7 protein-coding genes and 14 pseudogenes are annotated in these 12,043 nt (G+C 75.2%); 4 read left to right on the top strand and 17 right to left on the bottom strand.

The window, feature by feature from the left end; genetic code table 11:
* Positions 1-184 precede the first annotated feature (184 nt).
* The 13 genes and pseudogenes from UK94_RS28340 to UK94_RS68405 form a co-directional block, all read right to left on the bottom strand.
* Complete coding sequence (locus tag UK94_RS28340) at positions 185-970, bottom strand: hypothetical protein (RefSeq protein WP_055752226.1); 786 nt, start codon at positions 968-970, stop codon at positions 185-187.
* A 161-nt stretch (positions 971-1,131) separates the two neighbouring features.
* Positions 1,132-1,353: pseudogene (locus UK94_RS68445) on the bottom strand (ABC transporter permease); the annotation flags it as partial.
* Between the two features lies 1 nt (position 1,354).
* Positions 1,355-1,604 (bottom strand): annotated as a pseudogene (locus tag UK94_RS68440) (ABC transporter permease); the annotation flags it as partial.
* Position 1,605: 1 nt separating this feature from the next.
* Positions 1,606-2,052: pseudogene (locus tag UK94_RS68435) on the bottom strand (ABC transporter permease); the annotation flags it as partial.
* Between the two features lie 40 nt (positions 2,053-2,092).
* Positions 2,093-3,055: an ABC transporter ATP-binding protein gene (locus tag UK94_RS28330; RefSeq protein WP_011603377.1), complete on the bottom strand. Its 963-nt coding sequence runs from the start codon at positions 3,053-3,055 to the stop codon at positions 2,093-2,095.
* Positions 3,056-3,103: 48 nt separating this feature from the next.
* Positions 3,104-3,551, bottom strand: a pseudogene (locus tag UK94_RS28325) (DUF6308 family protein); the annotation flags it as partial.
* 1 nt (position 3,552) lies between these two features.
* Positions 3,553-3,748, bottom strand: a pseudogene (locus tag UK94_RS68430) (hypothetical protein); the annotation flags it as partial.
* Between the two features lie 317 nt (positions 3,749-4,065).
* Positions 4,066-5,217 (bottom strand): hypothetical protein, encoded by a 1,152-nt coding sequence (locus UK94_RS28320; RefSeq protein ID WP_063822623.1) that lies wholly within the window; start codon positions 5,215-5,217, stop codon positions 4,066-4,068.
* A pseudogene (locus tag UK94_RS68425) lies at positions 5,214-5,589 on the bottom strand (pseudouridine synthase); the annotation flags it as partial. The gene UK94_RS28320 and the pseudogene UK94_RS68425, both read right to left, overlap by 4 nt.
* Before the next feature lies 1 nt (position 5,590).
* A pseudogene (locus tag UK94_RS68420) lies at positions 5,591-5,775 on the bottom strand (pseudouridine synthase); the annotation flags it as partial.
* Position 5,776: 1 nt separating this feature from the next.
* Positions 5,777-6,152 (bottom strand): annotated as a pseudogene (locus tag UK94_RS68415) (RNA pseudouridine synthase); the annotation flags it as partial.
* 35 nt (positions 6,153-6,187) lie between these two features.
* Positions 6,188-6,614: pseudogene (locus UK94_RS68410) on the bottom strand (signal peptidase II); the annotation flags it as partial.
* Between the two features lies 1 nt (position 6,615).
* On the bottom strand, positions 6,616-6,937 hold a 322-nt coding region (locus UK94_RS68405), incomplete at its 3' end, for a signal peptidase II (RefSeq protein WP_313949610.1).
* Positions 6,938-7,460: 523 nt separating this feature from the next.
* On the opposite strand from UK94_RS68405, the pseudogene UK94_RS68400 reads away from it, so the two are divergent.
* The 4 genes and pseudogenes from UK94_RS68400 to UK94_RS68385 all read left to right on the top strand — a co-directional run.
* Positions 7,461-7,970 (top strand): annotated as a pseudogene (locus UK94_RS68400) (class I tRNA ligase family protein); the annotation flags it as partial.
* A 1-nt stretch (position 7,971) separates the two neighbouring features.
* Positions 7,972-9,038, top strand: a pseudogene (locus tag UK94_RS68395) (class I tRNA ligase family protein); the annotation flags it as partial.
* A gap of 1 nt (position 9,039) precedes the next feature.
* Positions 9,040-9,098, top strand: a pseudogene (locus UK94_RS68390) (hypothetical protein); the annotation flags it as partial.
* 1 nt (position 9,099) lies between these two features.
* On the top strand, positions 9,100-10,635 hold a 1,536-nt coding region (locus tag UK94_RS68385; RefSeq protein WP_235490344.1), incomplete at its 5' end, for a DUF5915 domain-containing protein.
* 30 nt (positions 10,636-10,665) lie between these two features.
* Here the strand turns inward: UK94_RS68385 and UK94_RS34875 are convergent.
* From UK94_RS34875 to UK94_RS68370, 4 genes and pseudogenes are all read right to left on the bottom strand, one after another.
* Positions 10,666-10,821 (bottom strand): hypothetical protein, encoded by a 156-nt coding sequence (locus UK94_RS34875; protein ID WP_173402685.1) that lies wholly within the window; start codon positions 10,819-10,821, stop codon positions 10,666-10,668.
* A 166-nt stretch (positions 10,822-10,987) separates the two neighbouring features.
* Positions 10,988-11,256: pseudogene (locus UK94_RS68380) on the bottom strand (cell division protein DivIVA); the annotation flags it as partial.
* A gap of 1 nt (position 11,257) precedes the next feature.
* Positions 11,258-11,658, bottom strand: a pseudogene (locus UK94_RS68375) (DivIVA domain-containing protein); the annotation flags it as partial.
* A gap of 1 nt (position 11,659) precedes the next feature.
* On the bottom strand, positions 11,660-11,971 hold a 312-nt coding region (locus tag UK94_RS68370), incomplete at its 3' end, for a DivIVA domain-containing protein (RefSeq protein WP_235490341.1).
* Positions 11,972-12,043 lie beyond the last annotated feature (72 nt).

The raw sequence follows: 12,043 nt of genomic DNA, 5'->3' as shown, positions 1-12,043 counted from the left end.
CTGCTGCACCGGGAGGTCGGCCTGCTCCAGAAGATCACCACGATCGGGTCCAGCGAGCTGCGCCGGGTGGACCCGAGCCCCAACTGAGCCGCGGCCGGCGGGCACGGCGCCCATTGCGGCACGGCGCCCGGTGCGGGAGGTCGGTCACCGCTGCCGGCCCGACAACCGTCCTCAGCCTCGGGTGTCAGCCTCCGGTGTCTCCGCGCGCCGGGACCCGGCGGGCGGTGACGTCCCCCGGACTCTGCGGCCCCGAGCTGCCGCCCACAGGTCCGGACTCGGCGCCGCCGGGACCGGGGGCGGCGCCGCCGGGACCGGGGGCGGCGCCGCCGGGACCGGGGGCGGCGCCGCCGGGACCGGGGGCGGGCGGCCGCTCGTCGCGCGGAGCCCGGCGGGGGCGGGAGGTCGCCCACAGGCCGATCGCGAAGACGCCCAGGGCGACCACCGGCATCACCAGGTAGAGCCCGTGCGCGCGGACGCGCAGGTCGACCAGGTCGACCAACACCGGCGAGGCGTTGGCCGGCAGGCTGTGGAGCAGGTCCGGGGAACGGCGGAGATGACCGATCCAGCCGGCGATCAGCGCGCCACCGAGACCCCCCGCGGCGAGCCCGAGCGGCACCCCGAGGCCCGCCTCCCGGGCCCGCCAGAAGGCCAGCAGGCCGCCGACGAGCCCGGCGACCGCGCAGATCAGCGCGAAGCGGGCGTCGATGTCACTCTGGACCGCGAACGCCGACTCGTTGCCGTGCAGCGCGCCGGCGACGTCGAGGTGCGGCGCGACGGCGGCCCACAGCAGGCCGAGCGGGAAGCCGGCGACCGCCATCGCCGCCGCGCAGATCAGGCCGGCGATCAGGTCCGGGCGCAGCCCGAGCGACAGGGGCCACCGCGAGCGGGCCGGCAGCGGGGAGGTCGGGGACGGCTCGGCTGCGGGGCTGTCCGTCGGGACCCCCCGAAACTCCGAAGAATGCTCCGTCACGTCGCCCGTCCCGCCAAGAGGTGTCCGTCTCCTCGTCCGCACCATCGGCGGCGTCGCCGGCCACCGCGGACGGTTGACACTATCGTGCTGGGCGGTCACCCCGGCCACACTGGTGCGACGGTGGTCCGGGACGGCGCGACCCCGGACGGTTGCGCTCCCGGTCAGGAGGTGCCGACGCGGCGCAGCGTCACCGCCGCGACGGCCAGCGCCGCAATCCCCACGGCGGCGCAGACGGCGAGATCGACGACCACCTTCGACCAGTCCACGCCGGGCTGGAAGGCGGCCGCGAGGGCGTCCACGGCGTAGCTGCTGGGCAGCACGTCCCGCGCGACCCGGCCGATCTCGGGCAGTCGGTCGGCCGGGATGACCCCGAGGAACAGCACNATGCTCATCCCGAGCTGGCCGGCGATGGTCGCCAGCTCCGGGCGCGGGGCGAGCAGGCCGACCACGGCCCCCAGACCCGCCAGGCACACCCCGGAGAGCACGACGACGGGCAGGAGCAGCCACAGCCCCGTGATCGGCAGGTTGTAGAGCAGGGCGCCGAGCACGGCCGTGATGACCGTGCCGGGCGCGGCGAACGTCGCGTAGGAGGCGGCCGTACCCAGCACGACCGCCGCCGGCGGGATCGGCAGGGNCAGGTAGTAGTCCAGCGCGCCGGCCGCCCGCAGGGCACCGAAGCGCTGGGCGAGCAGGTTCAGCGCGACGAACGCGACCACCAGCACGGTGGAGCCGGCGACCACCTGGCCGGCGGCGGTGGTGTTGTCGACGTCGAGGATGCCGCGCAGCAGGACCAGGATCCCGATCGACTGGAACGACGCCACGAACAGCAACGGGATGCGGCCGACCTTCGACCGGGCGAGCTGCCCGCGGTAGACCGCGCCGAACGCGGTGCCGAACCGGGTGGCCAGCGGCATCCTCGGCGGCCCGAGCCGCGCCGGCATGGGGATGGGCAACGGCAGCGGCACCGTGGACGGCCCCGACGACGGTGCCAGGGCCGACTCCGCCGACGGCGTCGGCGACGGCTCCGGCTGCAGTGCCGCGAGGATCACCGACGCGTCGCGCGCGTCCGGGACGATGGTCATCGGGTCCACACCTGCTGGCCCGGACGACGCACGTGCACAGTCATGTCCGCTCCAGGTCTCGGGACGCCCCGCCGAGGGTGAGGTAGACGTCCTCCAGGGATGGGGTGGCGAGGCTGAAGTCGTCCAGCGCGGCGAGGGCCGCGCCGGTGGTCAGCCGGCCGAGGGCCTCGCGGGCGGTCGCCGGGTCCAGGCGGACCGTCCAGCGCCGGCCGTTGGTCGTCGCGAGGCCGGCGAGCATGGCGACGGTGGGGTCGTCGGCGGGGGGTTCGTGACGCCAGGCGAGATCGAGCCGGACGTCGCCGGACACCGACGCCTTGAGCTGGCCGGGGGTGTCGCAGGCGATCACCCGCCCGGACTCCAGGACGGCGACCCGGTCGAGTACCGACTCCGCCTCCAGCACGTTGTGCGTGATCAGCACGACGGTGGTGCCGGCCGCGTCCCGGCGGCGCTGTAAGGCCCCCCACACCGCGCGGCGGGCGACCGGGTCGAGCCCGGTGGTCGGCTCGTCGAGGACGAGGACCGGCCGGTCGCCGACCAGTGCCGTGGCCACGCAGGCCAGCCGCCGCTGGCCGCCGGAGAGCCGGGCCAGCGGCCGGTCGGCGACGGCGGTGAGGCCGAGCTCGTCGAGGATGTCGTCGCGGACCTCCCGCACGGCCGCGCGGGGAACGCCGCGCATCCGCGCCGTGGTCGCCACCGCGGTGGCGACGGGCAGCTCCGCCAGCGCGAGGTCGTCCTGACCGAGATAGCCGGCCAGCCGGGCGGGCAGGTCCGGCGCGGCGCGGACGTCGCGACCGAACATCATGATCGTGCCGGCGTCGGGGCGCAGCAGCCCCATCAGTTGGCGAACCAGCGTGGTCTTCCCGGCGCCGTTCGGGCCGAGCACCCCGAACACCTCGCCCTGCCGGACGTCGAGATCGATCCGGTCGTTGGCGAGGACGGAGTGCCCGCCCACCCCGTGTCGTCGGGTGAGCCCGCGGACGGCGTAGCTCAGCACGTCACCCATTCTCGCAGCCCGCTGCGGGCGATGGCCCNGGGCCGGCGTCGGGACGAGTCACACTGCGCTGCTCATCCACACCACGACGTCAAGCATGCGCAGCGGGGTGACCGGCGGGCCGCTCTGCGGCACCAGTGCGGCGAGCCGACGGAACTCCTCGGCGTTCTCCCGAAGGTCGTACTGCATGGCCCGGACGAGCAACCCCATGTACTGCCGCCAGCTGCGACCGTCGCGCGGGGACGGCGGGACGCAGTCCTCGTGCTGGTAGAAGATCCGGACCTTCGAGTCGAACAGGGGGACGAGCGCGGGCCTCTTGCGGTGCAGCACCTTGGCGATCAGCGAGCCCTTGACGTCCCGGTCGGAGACGTCGGGGTCGTCGAGCGGGTCGTAGAGGGCGGCCACCAGGTCGAGGGTCACCTCGTCGGCCTCGATCAGCTCGATGCCGGGCGGCAGCTTGTCCAGAGCCCGCTGCAACAGCGGCGTGAGCGCGGTCAGGGTGTGCATCNGGTCGACGTCGACGTGCACGCCGAGCAGGCTGGGCGCCAGCAGGTCGCCCGTGCACAGCAGATCCGGGTCGTCGTTGGTGACCAGTCCGTCGTAGTAGGGGTAGGCGTAACGCAGCCCGCGCTTGCGGGGACCCAGGTACTCCTCCACCAGGCTCTCCGCGTCGAAAACCTCCCGGGTGCCTTTCGCCAACTTCACCCCTGAGCTCCTAACCGTCCTGTTGTCGTGATCGTCGCCGTCATCGTGATCGTGATCGTCGCCGTCATCGTGGTCGTCGCCGTAGCCGTGATCATCACTGGTGCCGTCCGGAGCTGCCTGCCGGCTACGCCGTTACGCCGCGACCGGCGTCGTCCGNGCCCCCCGACACCGCGCCGACGAGGGCTTCGCGCCTCATCCTGCCTTGTCGCCGTCGCGACCGGTACGGGGGCCGACGACGACGGCGGCCACGACGGCCCGCGCCCCGTCCACCGGATGGCACCAACTCGGCCAGATGATGAGGGACGGCGCGCCCGAGGTCAGCGGCGATCCGGCGACAGTGGGAGGAATCTCACCCCAGGCGGCCCGGCGCCGGGCGGCGCGGGATCGACGACCCGGACCCGGGGATCGGCCGCGAGCTGCGACAACCGCCCGGCCGGAGCCCGGACCACGGCGGCGAACAGGCACGCGCACCCGGCCCGTAGCTGCTGCGCGGCCAGGCGGTCCCGGTCGTTCGCGCCGGCCTCGCCGGCTCCCGCCTCGGCCGCGGCCCGCGCCTGCGCCTGGGTCGCCGCCGAGGCGAAGGCAGCGTGGACGTCGGTGACCGGGTCGCGCACGGTGGCCTGCTCGACCTCCCCGCCGACCCCGGCGGTGAAGAACACCTGCACGGCCCGGTAGGCGCCGAGCACTCCGAGCATCTCGTCGGGGGTGACCGGGGCGGTGAGGCTCGCGACGGCGTAGAGGTCCGCGGCGGGGGCGGCGGCGGTCAGGGACGCGAGGTTCTGCCGGCTCGCCCCGAGGTACTCGGCGACCGAGTCGTTGGCACCGGGGCCGATCGTGACCGTCGGCGCGACGGGCTGCCCCGCCGGCGGGGAGGCGGCCGGCACGTCGGCGGGCGCCGTCGCCCTGGACGGCCGGTCCCGGTCGACGCTCTGCAGCATCGCCGCCGCCGCGCTCACCACGATCAACGCGACCAGGCCGAGGACGAGCACCCGCGCTCCCCGGTCCACCACGCCACCGGGCGCGACGCCGACCACGTCGAGCAGGGCCGGCGAGCCCTCCGCCCCGGGCTCGGCCGGCCCGTCCCGGCCCGCCCGCCCGCCCCGGGCCCGTTCGGCCAGCCGGCGAGCCCGGCAGGCCTCGCGATCGGCGGTGCCGGCGAGGTGGGACCGGGCGGCGTCGAGGATGCGGAACACGGTCGGCAGCGCGGCGTTGTCGAGCCGGTCGAACGGGTTCACGGCGGGCCGGGGCGCCATGGACCGCGCCTCGACGGCTGCAGGGCGGGCGGCCGTCGGCGGCCCTGCGTCCGCCGACGCCGACACGGCGGCCGAATCGGCCTCGGCGGACGGGCCGGCTTCGGCGGGCGCGGCGGACGGCTCGGCGTCGGCCAGCACGGGCGGCCGGGCTCCAGCGATCGGCGGGGCCGCGGGGGTGGGCGGGGCCGGCAACGCGGCCGCCACCGGTTCGGTCATGCCTGTTCCCGCAGCCGTTCCACCGCCTCCGCCAGGTCGGCCGGGTCCGGGCTGGTGAACTCGACGGGGCCGCCGTGACCGGGATGGTCGAACGACAGGCGGGCCGCGTGCAGCCATTGCCGGGTCAGGCCGAGGCGCTCGGCGAGGGTGGGATCGGCGCCGTAGGCGAGGTCGCCGACGCAGGGATGGCGCAGGGCCGACATGTGCACCCGGATCTGGTGGGTCCGGCCGGTCTCCAGACGGATCGACAGCAGCGACGCCGAACGGAACGCCTCCACCAGGTCGTAGTGGGTCACGCTGGGCTTGCCGTCCGCGACGACGGCGAACAGGCCCGGTCGGCGGGGATGGCGGTCGGTCGGCGCGTCGACGGTGNCGCTGAGCGGGTCGGGATGGCCCTGCACGACGGCGCGGTAGCGCTTGTCCACCTGGCGCTCGCGGAAGGCCCGCTTCAGCAGCGTGTAGGCACGCTCGCTCTTGGCGACGACCATGGCCCCGGAGGTGCCGACGTCGAGGCGGTGCACGACCCCCTGCCGCTCCGCGGCACCCGAGGTGGAGATGNGGTAGCCGGCCGCGGCCAACGCCCCGATCACGGTCGGCCCGGTGAAGCCGGGAGCCGGATGGGCGGCCACGCCGGGCGGCTTGTCGACCACCACGATGTCGTCGTCGTCGTACAGGATGCCGAGGCCCGCCACCGGAGTCGGCTCCACGGTGACCGGGCGCGGCGGGGCGGGCAGCCGCACCTCCAGCCACGCGCCGCCGCTGACCCGGTCGGACCGGCCGCGGATCCGGCCGTCGAGGCTGGCCTGGCCGTCGTCGACGAGGGTGGCGGCGGCGGTCCGCGAAAGCCCGAACATCCGCGCGATAGCGGCGTCCAGGCGGATGCCGTCGAGCCCGTCCGGAACCGGCAGCGAACGCAGGTCGCCCCCGGCGCCCAGGTCTCCCCCGGCGCTCACGTCTTCCCCGGCGCGGGTCACTGGCCCCCCGGCCCGGTGCCGCCTCGGCCGGCGTCGGCGGGCGGCTCGGCCCGCAGTGCGCCGCCGTCTCCGCCGACGGCCGCGCCGCCGCGGTCGTCGGCGCCGGCAGCGCCGGCGCCGTCAGCCGAGACGGCCATGCCACCGACGGCCACCCCGCTCGCGGCCACCCCACCGGTGGCCGCGGCCGGGTCGGGGTCGGGGTCGGGGTCGCCGTAGCGGGTGCCGTCCAGCCCGATGCCTCGCAGCGACAGCACGACGGCGAGGACGCCGCCGCAGACGATCGCCGAGTCGGCGGCGTTGAAGATCGGCCAGTGGTGCAGGTAGACGAAGTCGACGACGTGGCCGCGCAGCGGGCCGGGCGCACGGAAGATCCGGTCGGTCAGGTTGCCCAGCGCGCCGCCGAGCAGGGCGCCGAGCACGACCNCCCAGGCCACCGACCGCAGCCGGCGGGCGGTGAAGACCACGACCGAGATCACGGCCAGGGCGACGAGGCTGAGCACGACCGTCGCCCCTCCCGCGAGGCTGAACGCGGCTCCGGAGTTGCGGGTGAGCCGCAGGTCCAGAACGCCGGGAATGATGTCGACCGGACCACGGTCGGACAACGTGGCCACCGCGAGGTGCTTGGTCACGATGTCCAGCAGCAGGATCACCAGGGCCGCGACCGTCAGCGTGACGACCGGACGCCGGGCTGTGCCCGCGGCGCCCCCCGTGGCGGCCGACCCACGGTCGGCGGGATCTTCGGACACACTGCTCCCGATGGTCGTCTCCGCCCCCACCCGATCCACTCTACGGGCCAGCCCGCACGGGGCGCCCCGATGGATCCCCGCCGGGCACCGGCCGAGCCGCCGAGCGGTCGACTAGACTGCACCGACAGNGGCACGGCGTCGACGGGGACGAGTAGCGGCGGGCGCAGCCCGAGCGAGCCGGGGTTGGTGGAAGCCCGGTGGTCAGCGCGTCGCGAAGATCACCCCCGAGCCGCCGGCAGAACGGGACCCCGCGGGCGCGAGCCGGCGGAGTCCCCAGTAGACCCGGCCGCCGCGAGCTCTGACGAGAGGCCGCCCCACGGCCCGCTCCGCCCCGGCGGATCGGCCGAGCCGGGGCGTGCAAGGAGGGTGGTACCGCGGTACCCCCGGTCCCGGGCGGGACGCGGCGGCGGGCAGGCCCGTCGGCCGTCGTCACGCGCGGCCGGTGAGGCGTCGTCCCTCCGTTGGTCCGACGCCAGCCACGACCGAGGAAGACCGGGTCCGTCACGATGACCACCGCCCCGCNTACCCCCAGCGCCCCGCGTACCCCCACCTTCGCCCCGCTGCCCGGGCAGGTGGACCTCCCCGCCTTCGAACGCGAGACACTCGCCCGCTGGCGCGACGCGAAGGTCTTCCACCGCTCGCTGGAGTCCACCGCGGACCGCCCGCTGTGGGTCTTCTACGAGGGGCCGCCGACCGCGAACGGCAAGCCGGGCGCCCACCACGTCGAGGCGCGGGTCTTCAAGGACCTGTTCCCGCGCTACCGGACGATGAAGGGCTTCCACGTCCCCCGCCGCGCCGGCTGGGACTGCCACGGGCTGCCCGTCGAGCTCGCGGTGGAGAAGGAGCTCGGCTTCACCAGCAAGAACGACATCGAGGCCTACGGGATCGCCGAGTTCAACGCCCGCTGCCGCGAGTCGGTGCTGCGCCACGTCGCCGACTTCTCCGCGATGACGGAGCGGATGGGCTACTGGGTCGACCTCGACAGCGCCTACCGCACGATGGACACCAGCTACATCGAGAGCGTCTGGTGGTCNCTGAAGCAGATCTTCGACAAGGGTCTGCTCGTCGAGGACTTCCGCGTCACCCCGTACTGCCCGCGCGACGAGACGCCACTGAGCGACCACGAGGTCTCCCAGGGCTACGCCGACGTGGACGACCCCTCGGTCTACGTCCGTTTCCCGCTGGTCGCCGACGACCTCGGGCTCGCCGCGCGTGGCGCGGAGCTGCTGGTCTGGACGACGACGCCGTGGACGCTGGTGTCGAACACCGCCGTCGCCGCCCACCCGGACGTCGACTACGCCCTGGTCCGCGCCGCCGGCGGCGAGCTGTTCGTCGTCGCCGAGCCGCTGGTCGCCGCCGCCGTCGGTGAGGACGCCGAGGTCGTCGAGCGCTTCCGCGGCACCGCGCTCGCCGGCGCCCGCTACACCCGCCCGTTCGAGCTGCTGGCCGCCGAGCGGTTCGCCGCCGGCACCGGCACCCCGCACTCGGTGGTCCTCGCCGAGTACGTGACCACGACCGACGGCACCGGCCTGGTGCACCAGTCGCCGGCGTTCGGCGCGGAGGACCTCGCGGTCTGCCGGGCCGCCGGCCTACCGGTGGTCAACCCCATCGGCACCGACGGCCGGTTCCTCGCCGACACCCCGCTCGTCGGCGGGCTGTTCTTCAAGGACGCCGACGCCCCCCTGACCGCGGACCTGCGCGAGCGCGGCCGGCTGTGGCGGGGGCTGACCTTCACGCACAGCTACCCGCACTGCTGGCGCTGCCACACCCCGCTGATCTACTACCCGCTGCCGTCCTGGTACATCCGCACCACCGCGATCCGCGAGCAGCTGCTGGCCCAGAACGAGGCGACGGACTGGCACCCCGAGCGGATCAAGACCGGGCGCTACGGCGAATGGCTGCGCGGCAACGTCGACTGGGCGCTGTCCCGCAACCGCTACTGGGGCACGCCGCTGCCGATCTGGCGCTGCGACGACGACCCGGACCACCTGGTCTGCGTCGGGTCGATCGCGGAGCTGTCCGAGCTCGCCGGGCGCGATCTCGCCACCCTCGACCCGCACCGCCCCTTCGTCGACGAGGTCACCATCTCCTGCCCGGCCTGNGGCGCGACCGCGCACCGGGTGCCCGAGGTGATCGACGTCTGGTACGACAGCGGGGCGATNCCGTTCGCCCAGTGGGGCGCGCCGCACCAGAACGCCGACGACTTCGCCCGGCAGTACCCGGCGCAGTACATCTGCGAGGCGATCGACCAGACCCGGGGCTGGTTCTACACCCTGATGGCGATCGGGACCCTGGTGTTCGACCGATCCTCCTACGAGACGGTGCTCTGCCTCGGGCTGCTGCTCGACGCCGAGGGCCGCAAGATGAGCAAGCACGTCGGCAACGTCCTCGACCCGTTCGAGCTGTTCGAGCGGCACGGCGCGGACGCGGTGCGCTGGCTGATGCTCGCCGGCGGCTCCCCGTGGGCGGACCGCCGGGTCGGCCACGAGGCGATCGAGGACATCGTCCGCAAGGTCCTGCTGACCTACTGGAACACCGCCTCCTTCTTCGCCCTGTATGCGGGCGCGGCCGGCTGGCACCCCGGCGCGGGCCCGGCCGCGGCGGCGCCCGCCGAGCGGCACGTCCTGGACCGCTGGGCGCTGTCCGAGCTCGCGGCCACGGTGACCGAGGTGGACGAGTCGCTCGCCGGCTTCGACTCGCTGCGCGCCGGGCGGCGGATCGCCCGGTTCATCGACGACCTGTCCAACTGGTACGTCCGCCGGTCGCGGCGGCGGTTCTGGGCCGGCGATCCGGACGCCCTGACCACCCTCTACACCTGCCTGGACGCGCTGACCCGGGTGATGGCCCCGTTCACGCCGTTCCTGACCGACTGGCTGTGGGCCCGGCTGTTCGCCGACGCGTCCCCCACGGCACCCGACTCGGTGCACCTGGCCGCCTGGCCCGAGCTGCCGGCCGGCCTGCACTCGCAGCGCCTGTCCACGCAGATGGACCTCGTGCGCCGCATCGTCGAGCTCGGCCGCGCCGCGCGGGCCGGCAGCGGGGTGCGCACCCGCCAGCCGCTGCCCCGGGCCGTCGTCGGCGCCGCCGCGTTCGGCGAGCTGTCCGCCGAGCTGCGCGCCCAGATCGCCGAGGAACTCAACGTCACCGTCGTCGAGGCCGCGACCGCGGACGTCGTCGACATCACCGTGAAGCCGAACTTCCGCGCCCTGGGCCGGCGCTTCGGCAAGAACACCAAGGCGGTCGCGGCCGCGATCCCCGCCGCCGGGACGCCGGTCGACGGCCGGCTGACCGTCACCGTCGACGGCGAACCCGTCGAGCTGTCCGGCGACGAACTGATCATCACGGAGACGCCGCGGCAGGGCTGGGCCGTCACCGCCGAGTCCGGCCTGTCGGTCGCGCTCGATCTGGAGATCACCCCGGAGCTGGCCCGGGCCGGACTCGCCCGCGACGTGGTGCGGGTGCTGCAGGACGCGCGCAAGGCCGCCGGCCTGGAGATCACCGACCGGGTGGACGTGCGCTGGTCGGCGACCCGCGCGGCCACCGCGCTCGCTCTGCGGACCCACGGGGACACCGTGGCCGAGGAGGTGCTCGCGGTCTCCTTCACCGAGGCCGCGGAGGGCGAGGCGGATCTGCGTTCGGAGGCGCAGGAGCTGGGCCTGGCGTTCAGCCTGGCGCGGCACACTCCCGCGGCCGGCTAGGCGCCGCGCCGACGATCGCCGCGGCGCTGCTCAGGAGGACGTTCGGCGCAGCGCGCCGAGCGGGAGCAGCGCCGCGGCGATGAGCGTCAGAATCAGAGAGGCGTAGACGAAGCCGCTGCCGGCGACGATCCCGACGATCGCCAGCACCGCGCAGAGTGCGAGCAGCAGGCCGCACAGCATCAGCATGGGCGCGTCCGGGCGGGGCGGGCCAGCGGGTCCGGCGGCACCGCGGTGGCCACGGCGGTGCTCGCCGACACCGGACCGACGGGCCAGGCCGCACGCGGCGTGGTCACGGACGACGCGGCCATGGCAGAGACGATCTCGACGGGGCGGGGTGCGGCGACGCGACGGATCAGAACTCCTGCAGGCCGGGCGCGTCGCGCCGGTTGGGGTCCAGATCCGGGCGGCCGCCGTGGCCGTTGTCCCGGGCGATGGCGCCGGCGGGCATGGGCGGGCCGGGCGGGAACGTCGGCTGGTGGCCGGGGCTCTGCTGGCCGCCGTTCGGGCCCATCCCCACCGCCGGCGGCGGCGTCGGCCCACCGGGGTTCAGGCCGGGGCGGGGGGTGTTGCCCGCGCCGACGGCCGGCGGCTGGGTCGGCATGCCGTCCAGGTCCCGAAGCTNCATCTCCAGGTAGGCGCGCAGCCGCGTGCGGTACTCGCGCTCGAAGGCCCGAAGCTGCTCGACCTGGCCCTCCAGGCGACGCTTGTCGTCCTCCAGGCCGCCGAGCTGCTCGGCGACGTGGGCGCGGGCCTCGCCGATGATGCGGTCGGCGTCGGCGCGGGCCTCGCGGCGAGCCCGCTCGGACTCGGCGCGCGCCTCGCGCAGTGCCTCGTCGGCGGTGCGCTGGGCCAGCACGAGCGTGCGGGCGACCCGCTGCTCGATCTCGGCCTCCGAGGCCTGGCCGGAGCCGGCACGAGCCGGCACGCCGCCGCCGCCCGAGCCGACGGCGGGGATCACCGTGGTCGGGGCGCCGCCCTGTGGGACGCCGGGCGGGGGCACCGGCTGCTGTTGCTGCTGCGCACNCTCCCGGGCAGCGACCTGGGCGGCCTGCGCGGCCTGCGCCTGGACCTGGGCGAGCTGGCGACGGGTCTCCTCGACCTGGCGACGCAGCCCCTGGTTCTCCTCGAGGATCTGCGCGGGGACCCCGGGGCCGCCGCCGCCGGAGCGGCGGGCCTCGTCGAGCTGCCGGCGCAGATCGCTGTTCTCGTCGAGCAGCCGGGTCAGCTCCGCCTCGACCTCGTCGAGGAAGGTGTCGACCTCATCCTCGTTGTAGCCGGTGCGGAACCTCGTCGGACTGAAGACCTTGTTCTGTACGTCCTGTGGTGTCAGAGCCACGTCGCCTCCTCGTGCGGCATCGCCGCTCCCCGAAGAGAGGGCGGTCTGCGGGCAGTCTGNCGCGCCCGCGTT

Source organism: Frankia sp. AvcI1, assembly GCF_001420875.1.
Classification (GTDB): Bacteria; Actinomycetota; Actinomycetes; order Frankiales; family Frankiaceae; genus Frankia; species Frankia alni.
This window is presented reverse-complemented; position numbering and strand designations above follow the sequence as displayed.